Here is a 17,219-nt window from a genome sequence, read left to right as displayed (position 1 = left end):
TATCTGAAAAAGCGACTGCCGTAGCTACAATGTGCGAAATCAGGCCTGCCCTGTCAATCAAATAGCAGACAAAACCACGTAAGCTATGGCAAATTCGCGTTCATCGCTGAGGGAAAGGTGAAATTGGGTCGCCCCAAGGGCGGTCGCCTGCGCCTGAGCAGCACCATGCAACTGCAACTGAGGTTGCCCACTCGGCAAGCGGGTGACTTCGATATGCTGAAAGGAAACCTCCCCAATGCCAGTCCCCAGCGCTTTCGCTGTCGCTTCCTTTGCCGCCCAACGTTTGGCCAGGAAGGCTACCGGCTGGCGGTGTTCAGCAAAAGTTGCACGCTCTGTCGGGGTCAGTACCCGCTCAGCAAATGCCGGGTTGCGTTCCAGTAACCCAGCAATTCGTTCAATGCTGACAATGTCGGTCCCGATCCCAAGCACACTCATGGTTAAGCTCGCGCACTTTGCAGAATGTGTTTCATTTCCCGCACCGCCTGCTCCAGTCCGGTAAATACAGAACGGGCTACGATAGCATGGCCGATATTCAGTTCATAAAACTCAGGGATCGCCGCTATTTCCGCAGTGTTGTGATAATGCAAACCATGCCCGGCATTCACTGTCAGTCCCAGCGCTTTCGCTTCACGTGCCGATTTTCTCAGTTGCATCAGAGCATCCTGCTGAGCCTGACCTGAGACCTCGGCGTAATGGCCTGTATGCAGTTCAACCAGCGGCGCACCCACTTCACGTGCGGCTTCCAGTTGACGGGTGTCAGCATCGATAAACAGACTCACCTGAATACCCGCCTCAGTAAGTTGGGTTACCACATCGCGGGTACGGGAAATTTGACCGGCCACATCGAGCCCGCCTTCCGTGGTCAGCTCCTCGCGTTTTTCCGGTACCAGACACACATAAACCGGCTTCACCCGGCAAGCAATGGCAACCATTTCATCGGTCATCGCCATTTCCAGATTCATTCGGGTTTGCAGGGTTTCTGCCAACATCTCAACGTCGCGGTCAACAATGTGGCGACGGTCTTCACGCAAATGAATGGTAATTCCATCTGCGCCGCCCTGCTCGGCTACCGCAGCTGCCTGCACCGGATCAGGATAGGCTACCCCACGTGCATTACGCAGTGTCGCTACATGATCAATATTTACCCCTAATAAAGGTCCCTGCATGCTGCATGCTCCTCTTATTCTTTGCTGTTAGTATCGGTTGTTTGATCGTCCGCGGATGCTGTTCCGGCATTGCTTTCGAGCGTTATTCCGGAGTTGCCTGGCGCCGGTTTACCCTGGAAAAGTTCGCGGCTGCGCAATGGTTTGTTGCCTAAATAGGCGCCCAGCGCTCTGCGCATCACAAACTTGAACTGGTTAAGAAGCTGCGGGTCCTGCAAGGCAAAATCGGCCATACGGGCAATATCTGCACCGCTAAAATGGGGTGTCGGTTCGCGTCCGTGCCAGACCCGTGCAAAGCCTTCACCGGGACGAAAGTAATACACTCCGTCAGCGACCATCGGCTCGCCCTGTTCAACCTCATGCTGCCAGTCAAACTCGAGTTCCAGGTGGCACAACAGTCGCCATTCAAATTTACGCAGCACAGGCTCCATGGGAAGCCCCTGACGCAACAAATCAATGGTGTGCTGATAATCATTAAATAAGGCGGGGATCGCCGCGTGTTCCGGCATTAAACGTTGCAGCAGTTCATTGATATAAAAGCCGCAGTAAAGATAGTCGCCAGCCAGGTTAGCGACGTATTCACCGGTGTCGACGCTGGTCAGCGTTTTTAAGTCGCTGCGCCCCCGCCATTCAACCTGCAACAGACGAAACGGCTGCAGCAACGCTGCCTGGCCTTTCTTACTGCGTCTTGCGCCGCGTGCAACCACGCGAACGCGGCCCTGCTCTGCACTGAATAACTCGACGATCAGGCTATGTTCCTGATACGGCCAGCGGTGCAGGACATAAGCTGGCTGCACCTTTTAGTCCTCGCCGTACCCTAGGCTTCGTAATGCGCGTTCATCGTCAGCCCAACCGGACTTCACTTTGACCCACAAGTTCAGGTGAACTTTGCCACCAATCAATTTCTCAATATCGCGTCGCGCCTGTTGACCCACTTCTTTCAATTTCGAGCCGCCCTGGCCGATAACCATGCGCTTTTGCGAATCCCGTTCAACCAGAATCAAGGCATGAATATGGGTGGTGCCGGACTCATGGGTCTCATATTTTTCCACTTCAACGGTCGTTGAATAAGGCAACTCGTCACCGGTTAAGCGCATCAGCTTTTCGCGCACCGCTTCAGCCGCCATAAAACGCACTGAACGGTCGGTAACATAATCGTCCGGGAACATGTGAACGCCTTCCTGAAGAAAGCCTTTAACAATCTTTTTTAGTACCGGAATATGCTCACCAGAACGGGCAATCATCGGCAGAATGTCAGCAAAGGGGTGCTTTTCGCTCAGCATCTGAATATGCGGCAACAAGCTGGATTTGTCTTTCAGCTGATCAATTTTATTGAGGATAAGTACCACGGGTCGCTGGCTGCGGCGGATTTTTTGCAGCACCATTTCATCTTCTTCCCCCCAGGTGGTTGCCTCGACCACAAAAAGTACCAGGTCAACATCCCCTATTGATGAGCTTGCAGCACGGTTCATCAGACGGTTTATCGCCTTTTTCTCGTCGCTGTGTAAGCCAGGGGTATCAACATACACCACCTGATCCTGACCCTCGGTCTCAATACCAAGAATACGGTGGCGTGTAGTCTGGGCCTTTTTCGAGGTAATACTGATTTTCTGCTTGAGGATCTGGTTCAGCAGGGTCGATTTACCCACGTTCGGGCGGCCGACAATGGCGACGAAACCACTGCGTGTGTCTTCTGTCATGATACATTACCTTCTATCTGTTGCAGTGCGGCACTGGCCGCTGATTGCTCCGCTTTGCGGCGACTGGTCCCGGTGCCTTTTACAGGCGTCTCGAGACCGTCAAAACTGCAACTCACGGTAAACTTCTGATTGTGTGCCTGGCCTTGCCGGGCCACCACTTCATACAACGGCAACGGCAACTGCCTTGCCTGTAAATGTTCTTGCAAACGGGTTTTCGGATCTTTTTGGCTAACGCCTGGCTTAATCGTCTCTAGCATCGGCTCAAACCAGTTAAGGATCATTGCCTTGCAGGTATCCAGATCACTGTCTAAATAGACCGCACCAATAATGCCTTCCACCGCGTCCGATAAAATAGACTCACGCCGAAAACCACCACTTTTCAATTCGCCGGGACCAAGCTGTAAATGGTCACCCAGTTCAAACTGCTGCGCCAATTTCGCCAGTGTTGGGCCACAAACCAGCGTAGCCCGCATCCGGCTCAAGTCACCTTCATCCTGCTTGGTAAAGCGCTGAAACAGGACCTCGGCAATAACCATGCTTAAAATGGAGTCGCCAAGAAATTCGAGTCGTTCATAATGCTTGGTCGATGCACTGCGGTGCGTCAACGCACGCTTAAGCAGCGCGACGTCTTTAAATTCATAACCAATAACGTTATTTAACTGGCGAATGGCTGTTGCCGTTAAACTCACTCAATGCCTCCCAGACGGTCAAAACGGACCTTGCTGGGCACCCAATCAGGCATCCAGCTATTACGATCACGGTCAAATTCGAAACTCATCCAGATAAAGGTTGCCCGGCCGACTAGTAAATCCTCATGCACAAAGCCCCAAAAGCGGCTGTCAATGGAGTTATCACGGTTATCGCCAAGCATGAAATAATGCCCTTCCGGCACAATCCACTCGTCATCACGGGTTCCGTCCTGACGCGCATAAATGCCCAAATGCGGACGGCTGGCATGGTTAATCAAAATATCATGCTCGCGCCCATCCAGTGCTTCGCGGTACCGGGTAAGCGGGTAACGGTCTTTAAAAAACTCACCCTGGCTCAGCATTTCCCGCTCGGCGACCAGAATCTCTGGTTCCTCGCAAGGCGCTTCACACTGTGCTGGCTGCACATAGACCTTCTTTTCACGGTAAATAACCCGGTCACCGGGTAGGCCTACCACACGTTTAATATAGTCCACATCCGGTTCTTCCGGATACTTGAAGACTGCAATATCACCACGCTCAGGGCGACCTGTTTCGATAAATTCATTGCGCCACACGGGATCGCGCAGGCCGTAGCGGAATTTTTCCACCAGAATGAAATCGCCTTCAAGCAAGGTCGGCATCATCGAACCGGACGGAATACGAAATGGCTCATAAATAAACGAACGCATGATCAGTACAAACGCCAGGATCGGGAATGCCGCCTGAGCAAACTCCGCAATGCTTGACTGCGGTGCCGCCTGGTCTTTCTGGTCATCCGTAAATGGGGTGCCGGTTTGCGATTCCAGCGCGGTTATTTTGTCGTTCCGTTTTGGCTTCCAGACAAAATGGTCGATGGCCCAAATAATACCAGTTGCTAACGTCAGCAAAACCAGAAAAATGGAAAAATACACAGTCATACTGTCATCCTTGTTGCCCTACTTGCTAGTTTTTAACACTGCAAGAAACGCTTCCTGAGGAACTTCCACGTTACCTACCTGCTTCATCCGTTTCTTACCTTCTTTCTGCTTCTGCAACAGCTTTTTCTTCCGACTTACGTCACCACCATAGCACTTCGCGGTAACGTTTTTGCGTAATTGTTTGACCGTACTACGAGCAATGATGTGGTTTCCAATCGCCGCCTGAATAGCAATATCAAACATCTGCCGCGGGATCAGCTCACGCATCTTGTCGACCACTTCACGACCGCGAAATTCTGCGTTATCACGGTGCGTAATTAATGCCAGCGCATCAACCCGATCGCCGTTAATCATAATATCAACGCGAACCATGTGTGACGGCTCAAAACGTTTAAACTGGTAATCCAGCGAGGCGTAACCACGACTGGTTGACTTCAGACGGTCAAAGAAATCCATGACCACTTCCGCCATCGGCAATTCGTAGGTTAATGCTACCTGATTGCCATGGTACTCCATTTTGGTTTGTACGCCGCGTTTTTCCACGCACAGCGTAATAACATTACCCAAATGCTCCTGCGGCACCAGAATATTGGCTTCAACAATCGGCTCGTAAATCGTATCAATATCGTTTACCGGTGGTAACGCAGAGGGGTTGTCGACTTTAACTTCAACACCTTTGGTGGTAGTAACTTTATAAATCACCGTTGGTGCCGTGGTAATCAGATCGATATCATATTCGCGCTCGAGGCGCTCCTGAATGATTTCCATGTGCAGCATACCAAGAAAGCCACAGCGGAAACCGAAACCAAGCGCGGTCGAGTTTTCCGGTTCATAGAACAGTGACGCGTCATTCAAGCTAAGCTTACCTAACGCATCGCGCATGTTCTCATAATCGTCTGAGCTGATCGGGAACATACCGGCGTAAACCTGTGGCTTCACTTTTTTAAAGCCAGGCAATTGTTTTTCAGCCGGGGTTTTCGCCAGGGTCAGCGTATCACCGACCGGTGCACCCAAAATATCTTTAATACCAGCAATCACGAAACCAACTTCACCCGCATGCAGCACCCCAGTATCAAGGGGTTTCGGGGTAAAAATACCAACCTTGTCAATCTGGTGAACCTGGCCGGTACTCATCACTTTCATTTTGTCACCGGCACGTAACACACCTTTCTTAATCCGCACCAGCGATACTACGCCCTGATAGTTATCAAACCAGGAATCAATAATCAGTGCCTGCACAGGCGCATCGTCATCTGCTTCGGCTTGCGGTGAAGGGATCTGAGTAACAATGCGCTCCAGCACCTCTTCAATGCCAATCCCGGTTTTCGCTGAACATTGCACCGCATCGATTGCTTCAATACCGACAATGTCTTCAATTTCCTGCGCCACGCGCATCGCGTCCGCCTGCGGCAAATCGATTTTATTCAGGACCGGAACTACTTCCAGATCCATTTCGATCGCGGTATAGCAGTTTGCCAGCGTTTGCGCTTCCACCCCTTGTGCCGCGTCAACGACCAATAAGGCACCTTCACAACCGGCGAGGCTGCGTGAAACTTCGTAGGAAAAGTCGACGTGACCTGGAGTGTCGATAAAGTTTAACTGGTAACGCTCACCGTCTCTGGCGTCGTAATACAAGGTAACGCTTTGCGCTTTGATGGTGATACCGCGCTCGCGTTCGATATCCATCGAATCAAGCACCTGTTCTGCCATTTCGCGATCAGCCAGACCACCACAATGCTGGATCAGACGATCCGACAGTGTCGATTTTCCGTGGTCAATGTGGGCAATAATGGAAAAGTTGCGAATATTCTTCTTGGCAATGCCTGGCTGGCTCATTCAAACCTCGTTATAGAACCGCTGAATTCGTTCCTCTGGCGCCAGTCATGGGGGCGCCAGAAATAGTGATAACGCGAAATTTTACTCGCTTTTCACCATCCATACAACGAAAGTCGGCAGGCTTAAGGCGTCGTCGACAATCCTCTAACCTGTAATAAGGCCTGAACTTTGACATCTTTGTGACGTAAATAACGACGAAGAAGGTAAAAACTAAAGGCAAATGCGGCAAACCCGAGCCCGATGGAACCACCTTCATGGTCCGCAAACCACCATTGCCCAAGCACAGCGCCGGCAAATAACGCCAGCAGTGGCAACATGTAAACCGCCAGTGAGAAACGAGTCAGCGCCTCTTCCGGCAACTGCAGCTCGACGTCCTGCCCCGGGCTTAGCGGCTCATCCGTCATCACACTGAAATGCCCACGCCGCCCTGGCAACGCTTTCGATAACAAGCCTGCACCACAGGTATTTTGTTTACTACAGCCGGAACAGCCGCTTTTTAACTGGGTGTGAATGTCAACGCTGCGTCCGTTGACTGCGGTGACTGTGCCTATTTCACGGATCATTGTGAGCCCCTCATCGCGGCGTACGAACTGACTGCGCAATTCGTTGTGCGGTCTCAGCCGGTACTCCGCCAACCACTGTCACCTGGTACTCACCAAGCTCAGTCGAATGCAGTGATTCGGCACCTTCTATCTGCATCGCCGAAGTCGCCTGATTGCGGGCGCTGATATAGATAGACAATTTGGCCAGACCATCAGTATAGAGGTAGTAATCCACTGGCTGTCCGGTTACCGCCATACGATGATTATTTGAACGGATCAGCTCAAACCCCTGTGGCAACCAGCCTATCTGCCACTGCTGGGCAAGAGGCCGTCGATTCGAGTTGTCATCAACCAGAGGTGGCCGTGACACCTCGCTTACGTCGCGTAAGTTATCCAGAAAGCTGTCACTGGTAAATAATGTGGTTAACTGCACCTGCTCCAGAACATCGCCATGAACTGACAAGGTTGCCGTACGCAATAACATGCCAGTTTCGCGGTCAACCCAGATCGAGTAGCCATAACGCTGACGATCCCGGGCAATCACCCGAATATGGTCTGCGGCGCGGTCCATCACCCGGCCACCACCGACAGCCATCACGTTATAGGCCCCTGCTATTTTTTCAAAGGGCTGAAAAAAACCGGCGGGCAACGGACCATTAAGCACGGTTGCGCGCAAACTATAAGGGGAACCAAGCGAGTGATAGTAGGAAACGTGATTATTGTGACGCAGCGCACGGTATTCAGGTCCGTTAAGCGCAGCCAGAACTTCAATTTCATTGCCGTTCTCTGAACGGCTGTGTAACCAGCGGTAGGGCTCAATACGTTGCCCGCGAACATGCACAAACGAGGCATCGAAATTTAATTCACGCAACGCCTGCTGCATACGGTCAAATAACGCGGCACCCTGTGCACTCTCGCTACTGTCACTCTGGTTACTTGTCTGTGCCTGCACTGCGTGCATGCTCAGCGTCAACGCCAGACATGCGAGCGCATACTGTACCGCTTGTTTCATCACTACCGTCCGTTATTGTCTGGTATCAGGTCTTGCGACGCCGCGTCCTCGGCTTCTTCCTGTTCCTGCTGACTTAACTGAGTCTGCTGTTGATGATCAAGGAAGAATGATTGGATCTGACGGCGCTGATCACTACCACTGGATGGTAACGCAGGCGCTTCCGTTGCATTAAAACTCACCGGGTTTGCCATGCCATCAAAAGGGGCAGTTTCAAACACCGGCGACGAACCAGATTGTGGAATATCATTGCCCGGTTCGAGCTGGTAATTGGTTACCCCAATCACCGTCACTAACGCAACACTTGCGGCGACCGCAAAGCTTGCTGCAGGGCGCCACCAGGCATCATTTGCGGCAGGTTTCCACCAGCCAGCCTTGGCTGTAGCTGCCACAGCTTTGCGGTGAGCTGGTTCAGCGGCTACCTGAGCGGCAACGGCCGCCGAGATATCAATGGCCATACCCGGTTGCACATCGTTACGAATAATAGAGCTTGCCAGCTGGTAACGCTGTAGAGTCGACTTCTGTTCGTCGTCTTTCAGCATGCGATCAAGCAAACTATGATTAACATCTTCACCGTCCAGCAGTGCTGACAGATGTTCATTATGCTTGTCAGTCATACGCGTTTCCTCAACAGTTTAACCTTCTAAAAGGGGTTTTAACTTTTTATCGATGGCCTCGCGTGCTCTGAAAATACGAGAACGTACGGTACCAATCGGACAATCCATGGTGACTGCTATCTCTTCATACCCCATGCCATCCAGCTCCCTCAGGGTAATTGCCTGCTTAAGGTCATCTGGCAAGGCATTGATGGCGTCGAGCACCACGGCTTTAATTTCATCAGATAACATCTGACTCTCAGGTGAAGCAATGTCCTTCAGACCATGACCGTCATCCAGAAACTCTGCATCCTGAGCATCAATATCGGTACCAGGTGGCTTACGACCACGCGATACCAGGTAATTTTTCGCGGTATTCACCGCAATACGATACAGCCAGGTATAAAATGCGCTATCACCACGAAAGTTCGGCAACGCACGATACGCCTTAATGAATGCTTCCTGCGCTACATCTGGCACATCACCTTGCTGCTTTACGTAACGCGAAATCAAACTCATGATCTTGTGCTGATATTTCTTTACCAGAATATCAAACGCAGCCTGATCACCTTGTTGTACTCGTTCTACAAGTTGTTGATCTATGTCCTGTTCGCTCATCCGAGCCATCTCTCCCGTTCCCTTGCTCGTACTACAAGTAGCACTGGCTCGAGCTGCGTGTCACCTACCTAGACCGACAGCCTTTTAAAAAGTTCGCATTTACTGCACGAACAAGGGTAAAATTCATTTTCAATCTTCACAACAGTCTATGGATACTATGACCTCTCGTCACGCGTTCCAATGCGATGCGCTGATTATCGGCAGCGGCGCTGCCGGCCTGTCACTGGCTCTTAAACTTGCCCAACACCTAAACGTAATAGTACTGAGTAAAGGTCCTCTGGTCGAGGGCTCGACCTACTATGCGCAAGGCGGTATCGCAGCGGTATTCGATGAAAATGATAGCATTGAATCTCATGTCAACGATACCTTAAAAGCTGGCGCAGGCCTGTGTGACGCCGAGGTCGTGCACTTTACCGCATCGCGTGCCAAAACCGCTTTGCAGTGGCTGATAGAACTTGGCACTCCGTTTGATCAGGAAACCGATGCCAAAGGTGAAGCCCGTTTTCACCTCACCCGTGAAGGCGGTCACAGCCATCGCCGCATTCTGCATGCGGCCGACGCCACCGGGCGCGCTGTACAAACCACCCTGATCAGTCAGATCGAACGCCACCCCAGAATCAAAGTGCTCGAAGGGTACAACGCCATCGACCTGATTAGTGCCGGCGAAGGCAACCAACGCCGTTGTGTTGGGGCCTATGCCTGGAGCCGTGAAGAACGGCTGGTCTACACCATCAGTGCACCCTTTGTGACCCTTGCCACAGGCGGTGCGAGTAAAGTGTATCAGTACACCAGCAACCCGGATGTCGCCTCCGGCGATGGCATAGCTATGGCGTGGCGTGCGGGCTGTCGGGTCGCTAACATGGAATTTAATCAGTTTCACCCGACCTGTTTGTACCACCCCAGAGCACAGAACTTTCTGCTGACCGAAGCCTTGCGTGGCGAAGGTGCGATATTGAAACGCCCGGATGGCTCAGCGTTTATGGCCGACTTTCACCCGGACAATGAGCTGGCCCCTCGGGATGTGGTCGCCCGTGCTATCGATTACGAAATGAAACGACTTGGCGCCGACTGCATGTTCCTCGATATTTCGCATCAGGACAGTGATTTTGTTAAGCAACACTTCCCCACTATTTATCAGCGTTGCCTCGATTTAGGCATCGATATTACCAAGGAAGCCATGCCGGTGGTGCCAGCTGCACATTACACCTGTGGCGGGGTGATGGCCGATAAAAATGCCCAGACTGATCTGGCCGGGCTTTATGCCATTGGTGAAGTGGCTTACACCGGTCTGCATGGCGCCAACCGTATGGCCAGCAACTCATTGCTGGAGTGCATTGTGTTTGCTCATGCGGCGGCAGAACATATGTTAACGGAGCATGCCACCGTTACGCGGCCCCCTGAGCTGGCCCCCTGGGATGAAAGCAAGGTCACAGACTCAGATGAAGAAGTCATTATTCAGCACAACTGGCACGAACTGCGCCTGTTTATGTGGGATTATGTCGGAATTGTGCGCACCAATAAAAGGCTGGAACGCGCAGCACGGCGGATTGAACTGTTGCAGCAGGAAATCCACGACTATTATGCCAATTTCCGCGTCTCTAACAACCTGCTGGAATTGCGCAACCTGGTTCAGGTTGCAGAGTTAATTGTGATGAGTGCTATGCAGCGTAAGGAAAGCCGCGGCCTGCACTATAATCTCGACTATCCGGATTTACAGCCCAACCCACAACCTACGGTCGTTGCCCCGGGCCATAAGGCTTAACACCCTGCTGCTGGCAATTCAGACAGACCCGGCGCAGGCGAGCCCAGGCAGCGTTATCCAGTTGATCCCGATACAGCCAGTGCCACGGCAATGGCTGTTGCTCGCAACTGAATTGAACAAACACCACAAAAGGTGTCAGTAAGCCCTGTTTAAGTTGCAACCGCTGCTGCGCATCAGAGACGTAGTAACCACGGCCCTGCTCGCTGAGGCGCAAGGTGTCGCTGTACTGCGGCTGACTGCTTTGTCGCCAGCAACAGAATGCACTTACCAACAGCAAAGGCCAGCACCATAACCAGTCCAGCCACCAAGTCTGCAGGCTTCGCCAGAAAACCCAGGCTGCTGTACACGCGGTCACGGCGGCACACCCCAGAATAAGTTGCCTGCGCATCACCGAAGGTTGAATGCGCAGGCTCCACATTAGACTTTAACCCGACTTAGCATCAGCTTAACCATTCCATCCAGCTCTGCATCCTCACACACCTGGTGGCCCATGAACCAGCCGAACAAATCCGGATCATCGCAGGTAATCAAGCGACGAAAGACGGCCTTCTGCTCATCTGACAGCTCGTCATACGCCTCTTCAACAAAGGGCAGAAAAAGCACATCCAGCTCAAGCATGCCGCGACGGCAGGCCCAACGCAGGCGTTTTTTGTCAATCAACAGATCGGCAGATTGTTTGATGTACTCCATGGGTACTCCTCATGTCACTCCAGGCTGGTGCCTGGTTTGGACGCTATTTTGTGTCGCCATGATACCATGGGAAAAATTTCCCCTGCAGCTTGTAATTCAGATTTTTGCCCCAAACTAGAGCTGTATACGCAATATCGTTGCGCTTCGGTGCGGGATATAACTTATATTCAGGCTGTTAGCTTAACGCTAACTCAAGGTAACTATAACGCTATGCAATCATACCTCGTTAGTCAGCTTGCTGTTGTTGTCGCCAGCGGCGCCGACGCCGAAAGTTTTCTTCAGGGCCAGTTAACTGCTGATGTGCAGAAATTGCCGCCTGAACAGTGGAGCTATGCCGGCCATTGTGACGCCAAAGGTAAACTGCTGGCGGTGATGCGCCTATGGCGCAGCGGAGGGAATTTCTACCTGCTGATGCCGCGGGCGAGTATTGAACATTCACTCGGGCAACTAAAAAAATTCAGTGTCTTCAGCAAGGTCGAATTAGCTGAGCAAAGTGGTGAATTTGAGGTTGAACTAAGCCCCGTCAGTTCGCCGTTGTTTGCACTGGAGACAGCAGATGATGCTCACTTCAGTCTCGGCTTAGGCGATGCACAGCTGCGTATCCGACCGGTTAGCATCGATACCGATGACGATGCCACAACTGATGAGCTTGAAATCGACGACGAAGCCTGGCTCCGTTATGAGATTGAACATGGTATCGCCTGCCTGACGGACGCTACCGTACAGCAGTTTGTGCCACAAATGGTCGGGCTCGACCGACTTGCTGGCATTAATTATAAAAAAGGCTGTTATATCGGCCAGGAAACCATCGCCCGCATGCATTACCTTGGGCAGAATAAACGAGCCGCCCGCTACCTGGTCGGCTCAGCAGATAAAATTCCCGCAGCAGGCGCCGACTTAGAACGTAGTCTAGGTGAAAGCTGGCGCCGTGCGGGTGCAGTTCTTAACGCAGTGCGTTATGATAGTGGCGAAGTTGCTGTATTAGCCGTTCTGCCGGCTGATCTGGAAAATGACGCAACCCTTCGCATCAAGGGCGATGAAGCGAGTCGACTGACCCCGCGCCCAAAATTCGACAACCAGGAAATTTCTAATGAGTGAAGCAATAACCGCAGATAAAGCCGTAACCATCCATTATGCTGTAAAAAACCCAGCAGGTGAGGTGTTAGACAAATCCAGCGAAGAACAGCCTTTGGCCTTTATTTTTGGCCGTGGCATGTTGATCCCAGGCCTGGAAAAAGCATTGGAAGGCAAGACCGCGGGCGACACTTTCTCAGCGGACGTAGCAGCAGAAGAAGCCTACGGTGAGCGTCACGACGGCCTAATCCAGGCTGTTCCTCGTCAAATGTTTGGCGAAAATGAAGTTGAGCCTGGCATGCAGTTCCGTGCCAGCACCGACCAGGGTGAGCAATCAGTGCTTGTCGTCGAAGTCAATGACGACACTGTAACGGTTGACGGTAACCACCCTCTGGCAGGCGTTAACCTGAGCTTCGACGTCGAAGTAGTAGACGTTCGTGAAGCAACAGCTGAAGAACTTGACCATGGTCACGTTCACGGTAAAGGAGGCGTTGAGCACTAATCTGCTCCCCGCATCCACGAAAAGGCACCGAAAGGTGCCTTTTTTGTTGGGCGTTCCATCGCATTGCCCTTGAGCTTACCTGCCCCGACAGCCACTATCAGTATGAATCAACTACTTCCTCCGTGTATCTGTAGGGAGTACCTTGCTGTGAAAGCAAAAACCAATGAGGCAATGTCATGAATTATACAATACAGGGTTCAACCCTGAGTTGCTGTGTGCTGCTCGTCGCAGCCAGCAGTGTCAGCCTGGCCAGCCAGGCTGATTCCGGCTATCAACAACCACCGCAGGCAGTCATCGATATAGTAGATGCAGCCCCCGCGCCAAATGCCAGTGTCGCGCCAGGCGGCGATTATATGCTGATCCAGCATCTTCCTGCCCTGCCCTCGTTGACTGATTTAGCGACCCCCGAATACCGTTTAGCTGGGCGACGTATCAACCCGGCGAACAATAGCATCAGTCAGGCACGTTACGCCGAACGGCTGGAAATTCTTACCATTGATTCCGGTGAACGAGTCGAGATCACAGGGCTGCCTGACGACGCCCGTATTGTGGACAGTAGCTGGTCACCGAACGCTGAACACCTTGCCCTACTGAATATGGCAGACGAACAGGTTGAGCTCTATCGCGTTAATGCCAGTAGCGGCGAGGCATCGCGTTGGAGCGATGTGCAAGTGAATGCTGTGTGGGGAGCGAATGTGCACTGGAACCGTAGTAGTGATGCCGTTTATACCATGGCCGTAAGCCCTGAACGCGGTGACGAACCGGCAGCCAGTCCAGTCCCCAGCGGACCTGTGATTACCGAAAGCAGGGGCCGTACCGCCCCTGCCCGGACCTATCAGGACTTGCTCGCCAACAGCCACGACGAAGCATTGTTCGACCATTACTTTAGCAGTCGTATCGCCCGCATCAGTCTAGACGGTGACGTAAGTTACCTGGGTGAGGAAGCTGTTTACAATGATCTCGCTCTGTCTCCAGACAGCAATTACCTGTTGGTGACCGAGCTACAGCGGCCTTATTCATACTCGGTTCCGCATTTTCGTTTTGCTCGCCGCAGTGACGTCTGGAACCTCGATGGCGAACGCGTCTATCAGGTCGTTGATCAGGCATTAGCCGACAATCTGCCAATTTCATTTGACGCAGTCGTGCCCGAACGTCGTAGTATCAGCTGGCGCAATGATGCAGCAGCGACTCTGGTGTGGGCACAAGCTCTGGATAGCGGGAACCCAAACGAAGAGACTGACTATCGGGACGCTGTCTATCAGCTCAGTGCACCTTTTGAGGATGACCCTGAGCAGCTTATTCAGTTGCGTAACCGTTTTGCCGGTATACACGCTGGTGATGATGAAAACGCGATTATCTCCGAGCGCTGGTGGGCCAGCCGTGAAGAGCGGGTCTGGCACCTCAACCCAAACCATCCTGAGAATCCTACAATGCTGTGGGAACGCTCCTGGCAGGACAGATACAGTGACCCGGGCGACCCTGTTATGCGCCGCAATGAGTTTGGTCGTTCGGTGTTACGCATTGAAGACGGTCACCTGCTAATGATTGGTGACGGTGCCTCAGACCAAGGTGACCGGCCGTTTATCGATCGCTTCTCACTGCAGGACTCCAGTAGTGAGCGTTTATGGCGCTCAGAGGCGCCGTACTACGAAATGCCTCGCGCTCTGCTCGACGCCACCAGCATGACCTTTCTGACCCAGCGTGAGGCCGTTGATCAACCGGCTGATTTTTACAAACGCAGCCTTACCAATGACAGCCTGGTTGCCCTCACCGAAACTGCGCATCCAATGCCACACACCCTGGGCATCAGTCGTGAACTGATTCACTACGAACGTGAAGATGGCCTTGCAATGTCAGCGACCCTGTTTTTACCCGATGGCTATGACGCTGAGCGCGATGGGCCCCTGCCAACCATAATCTGGGCTTACCCGCGCGAATATCGCAGCAATGCCGATGCGGCTCAGGTCTCCGGCTCGCCCTACGAGTTCAACCGGATCAGTTACTGGCGTCCGCAGTTCCTGGCTACCCAAGGGTATGCCGTGATGGACAATGCGACCATGCCAATTGTTGGTGAAGGCGACGCATTGCCGAACGACACCTTTATCGACCAGTTGATTATGAATTCTGAAGCAGCCATTCAGGCAGGTGTGGAGCGCGGCGTTACTGATCCAGAACGGGTCGCCCTTGGAGGGCATTCCTACGGTGCCTTCATGACGGCCAATGTGCTGGCTCACTCTGATCTCTTTCAGGCTGGTATCGCCCGCAGTGGTGCCTATAACCGCACCCTGACACCTTTTGGTTTCCAGCGTGAAGAGCGCACCGTATGGGATGACCCGGCGCTGTATCAGACCATGTCGCCATTCTTTTCGGCCCATCAGATTAAGACTCCGCTGTTGTTAATCCACGGCCAGAATGACAACAACTCAGGAACCTTTCCGATGCAAAGCGAGCGTCTTTTCCAGGCGGTTAAAGGGCTTGGCGGGACCACCCGTTTGGTTATGCTGCCGTTGGAGTCACATGGCTACCGTGCACGCGAGTCCGTGCTCCATATGCTATGGGAAACCATTGAATGGTTAGATGAGTTCGTCAAACACGCTGAGGACTGACCCCGCCAATGGCTAATTCATAGCCAGCGAACTCAGCCAAAAAGCAAGCAATAAGGCGTCTGCAGCCATGCAGGCGCCTTTTCTTTTACTTGAGAAAATAGCCAACTAAGCCTAGGCTTAAGCGACAATAATAAGTAGCCCAAACGGAGTTGAAATGTCTGATCATGAGTATGTCAGTCAACAAGCCAGCAGTTCGAACGAGCGTACCCCTACCCCACCCACTGATTACCATGCGGCACAACCTGTCGAACGAACAGACGCTGATAACAACCTCGGTATAGTGCTTTCCATCTGGTGGTCGTTTACCTGGCGCTTTACCGTTATCAGCATAGCCATTGGTCTAGTTGCCGGTGTTGTGTTCGGGATCGTCAGTGACAGCCCTGAAAGCGCGCAAAATCTCGCCCTGATAGGCAATTTCGTGATCGCTATTCCGATTAGTATCTGGTCACTTGGGTCTGCCTTAAGCAAACACCATAGAGGCTTTAGCGTTATTTTCGTAAAAAAGGATAGTCACCATGATTAACCGTTTACCCCCAGTACAACTGGGCATGTTTACCTTGTTACTGGGGTTCAGCTTGTCAACCAGCGCTGCCGACTCGAACAGTCAGGACGAGGAAAGCCGCCGCGGACAGCAAAATGGCGAAGAAGAAAGCCGCGTTGATAGACGCGCTGAAGCAGAACGTGACAGTGCAGACAATCCGTATGTACTAACCCCGCACCGACAAAACTATGTGCTGCCGGCGAAGTACACCACGCGCACCAACCCGGATGCATTTGATAGTATTCCAAATGCCCGTGACATTGAAAATGTTGAACTGCAGCTGCAGTTCAGCTTTAAATACCCCATTGATACCAATTTATTTGGTACCAAGCACTCGCTCTGGGTAGCTTATACCCAGCAATCTTACTGGCAGGCCTACAATGGTTCTGCATCACGACCGTTTCGTGAAACCAACTATGAACCTGAAGTCTTTGTTGCTTTTGACCTTGGTGACTGGTCCTTCCTCGGTGTTAACCCGAAGTTTCTGAATCTTAGCCTCAATCACCAGTCAAACGGACGCTCCGAACCAGGCTCCAGGTCCTGGAACCGGGTAATTGCAGAACTCGTCTTTGAGCGAGACGACCTTGTCTTCGCCTTCCGTCCCTGGTGGCGCATTCCCGAAAACAGTGAGGACGACAACCCGGATATTCATAAGTATCTAGGTTATGGTGACTTCAGCTTTGTTTACACCTGGGATGAACTGTCGGTCGATGTCACGCTGCGTAACAACTTTCGCAGCGACGACAATCGCGGAGCATTACGCGTCGGCTTCAGCTTTCCGTTATGGGAGAACTTCCAGGGCTACGTGCAATACTTCAACGGCTATGGCGAGTCCCTGATCGATTACGATTACCATACCCAAAGCATCGGCGTCGGTATTATCCTGACTAACTGGCTCTGAACATTCTGCCGCTGCTAGTTCAGCAAGTGATTGACAGATGCCGTTAACTTTATCATTGTGAAAGTCCGGATGG

Annotated in this window: 19 protein-coding genes; 6 read left to right on the top strand and 13 right to left on the bottom strand. The window is 52.2% G+C overall.

The genetic code is table 11. The features are described 5' to 3' along the window. Positions 1–57: 57 nt before the first annotated feature. From acpS to rpoE, 11 genes are all read right to left on the bottom strand, one after another. Positions 58–435 carry a holo-ACP synthase gene (acpS, locus tag CWE14_RS01710; protein ID WP_126797786.1) on the bottom strand — a complete coding sequence of 126 codons (378 nt, stop codon included), beginning with the start codon at positions 433–435 and terminating at the stop codon, positions 58–60. 2 nt (positions 436–437) lie between these two features. Further along, positions 438–1,166, bottom strand: coding sequence for a pyridoxine 5'-phosphate synthase (gene pdxJ, locus CWE14_RS01705; RefSeq protein WP_126797785.1), 729 nt, complete (start codon positions 1,164–1,166; stop codon positions 438–440). 14 nt (positions 1,167–1,180) lie between these two features. Continuing rightward, positions 1,181–1,960: a DNA repair protein RecO gene (gene recO, locus CWE14_RS01700; RefSeq protein ID WP_126797784.1), complete on the bottom strand. Its 780-nt coding sequence runs from the start codon at positions 1,958–1,960 to the stop codon at positions 1,181–1,183. Positions 1,961–1,963: 3 nt separating this feature from the next. Continuing rightward, positions 1,964–2,863 carry a GTPase Era gene (gene era, locus CWE14_RS01695; protein WP_126797783.1) on the bottom strand — a complete coding sequence of 300 codons (900 nt, stop codon included), beginning with the start codon at positions 2,861–2,863 and terminating at the stop codon, positions 1,964–1,966. After that, positions 2,860–3,552, bottom strand: a complete 693-nt coding sequence (rnc, locus tag CWE14_RS01690) for a ribonuclease III (protein WP_198675671.1) — start codon at positions 3,550–3,552, stop codon at positions 2,860–2,862. Before rnc ends, era begins: the two co-directional genes overlap by 4 nt. Beyond that, the gene (gene lepB / locus CWE14_RS01685) at positions 3,549–4,469 is read right to left on the bottom strand and encodes a signal peptidase I (protein WP_126788168.1); all 921 of its coding nucleotides are present in this window, start codon (positions 4,467–4,469) and stop codon (positions 3,549–3,551) included. Before lepB ends, rnc begins: the two co-directional genes overlap by 4 nt. Before the next feature lie 18 nt (positions 4,470–4,487). Next, the gene (gene lepA / locus CWE14_RS01680; protein ID WP_126797782.1) at positions 4,488–6,305 is read right to left on the bottom strand and encodes a translation elongation factor 4; all 1,818 of its coding nucleotides are present in this window, start codon (positions 6,303–6,305) and stop codon (positions 4,488–4,490) included. 122 nt (positions 6,306–6,427) lie between these two features. Then, a complete protein-coding gene (locus tag CWE14_RS01675) occupies positions 6,428–6,868 on the bottom strand; it encodes a SoxR reducing system RseC family protein (RefSeq protein WP_126797781.1) in 441 nt (146 codons plus the stop codon). 10 nt (positions 6,869–6,878) lie between these two features. Then, on the bottom strand, positions 6,879–7,859 hold the full coding sequence (locus tag CWE14_RS01670) for a MucB/RseB C-terminal domain-containing protein (RefSeq protein WP_126797780.1): 981 nt from the start codon (positions 7,857–7,859) through the stop codon (positions 6,879–6,881). Between the two features lie 2 nt (positions 7,860–7,861). After that, complete coding sequence (locus CWE14_RS01665) at positions 7,862–8,473, bottom strand: sigma-E factor negative regulatory protein (protein WP_126797779.1); 612 nt, start codon at positions 8,471–8,473, stop codon at positions 7,862–7,864. An 18-nt stretch (positions 8,474–8,491) separates the two neighbouring features. Continuing rightward, a complete protein-coding gene (gene rpoE / locus CWE14_RS01660) occupies positions 8,492–9,070 on the bottom strand; it encodes an RNA polymerase sigma factor RpoE (protein ID WP_126788172.1) in 579 nt (192 codons plus the stop codon). Positions 9,071–9,227: 157 nt separating this feature from the next. Between rpoE and nadB the strand changes: the two genes are divergently transcribed. Then, positions 9,228–10,832: an L-aspartate oxidase gene (gene nadB, locus CWE14_RS01655; protein ID WP_126797778.1), complete on the top strand. Its 1,605-nt coding sequence runs from the start codon at positions 9,228–9,230 to the stop codon at positions 10,830–10,832. Here nadB and CWE14_RS01650 read toward each other — a convergent pair. Beyond that, positions 10,801–11,250: a protein YgfX gene (locus CWE14_RS01650; protein WP_338022816.1), complete on the bottom strand. Its 450-nt coding sequence runs from the start codon at positions 11,248–11,250 to the stop codon at positions 10,801–10,803. The genes nadB and CWE14_RS01650 overlap by 32 nt on opposite strands. Beyond that, on the bottom strand, positions 11,250–11,522 hold the full coding sequence (locus CWE14_RS01645; RefSeq protein ID WP_126797776.1) for an FAD assembly factor SdhE: 273 nt from the start codon (positions 11,520–11,522) through the stop codon (positions 11,250–11,252). Before CWE14_RS01645 ends, CWE14_RS01650 begins: the two co-directional genes overlap by 1 nt. Before the next feature lie 210 nt (positions 11,523–11,732). Here CWE14_RS01645 and ygfZ point away from each other — a divergent pair, with 210 nt between their 5' ends. The 5 genes from ygfZ to CWE14_RS01620 all read left to right on the top strand — a co-directional run bounded on the left by ygfZ (position 11,733) and on the right by CWE14_RS01620 (position 17,146). Further along, positions 11,733–12,620, top strand: coding sequence for a CAF17-like 4Fe-4S cluster assembly/insertion protein YgfZ (gene ygfZ / locus CWE14_RS01640; RefSeq protein WP_198676512.1), 888 nt, complete (start codon positions 11,733–11,735; stop codon positions 12,618–12,620). Further along, on the top strand, positions 12,613–13,098 hold the full coding sequence (locus CWE14_RS01635) for an FKBP-type peptidyl-prolyl cis-trans isomerase (protein ID WP_126788177.1): 486 nt from the start codon (positions 12,613–12,615) through the stop codon (positions 13,096–13,098). Before ygfZ ends, CWE14_RS01635 begins: the two co-directional genes overlap by 8 nt. A gap of 176 nt (positions 13,099–13,274) precedes the next feature. Continuing rightward, positions 13,275–15,704, top strand: coding sequence for a S9 family peptidase (locus tag CWE14_RS01630; RefSeq protein WP_126797774.1), 2,430 nt, complete (start codon positions 13,275–13,277; stop codon positions 15,702–15,704). Positions 15,705–15,858: 154 nt separating this feature from the next. Continuing rightward, positions 15,859–16,227 (top strand): hypothetical protein, encoded by a 369-nt coding sequence (locus tag CWE14_RS01625; RefSeq protein ID WP_126797773.1) that lies wholly within the window; start codon positions 15,859–15,861, stop codon positions 16,225–16,227. Further along, positions 16,220–17,146 (top strand): phospholipase A, encoded by a 927-nt coding sequence (locus CWE14_RS01620; RefSeq protein ID WP_126797772.1) that lies wholly within the window; start codon positions 16,220–16,222, stop codon positions 17,144–17,146. The genes CWE14_RS01625 and CWE14_RS01620 overlap by 8 nt, the downstream gene beginning before the upstream one ends. Positions 17,147–17,219: the final 73 nt, after the last annotated feature.

This window comes from Aliidiomarina soli (assembly GCF_003986975.1).
Taxonomy (GTDB): domain Bacteria; phylum Pseudomonadota; class Gammaproteobacteria; order Enterobacterales; family Alteromonadaceae; genus Aliidiomarina; species Aliidiomarina soli.
Note: the sequence above shows the minus strand (reverse complement) of the source record. Positions and strands in the feature narration are given on the sequence as shown.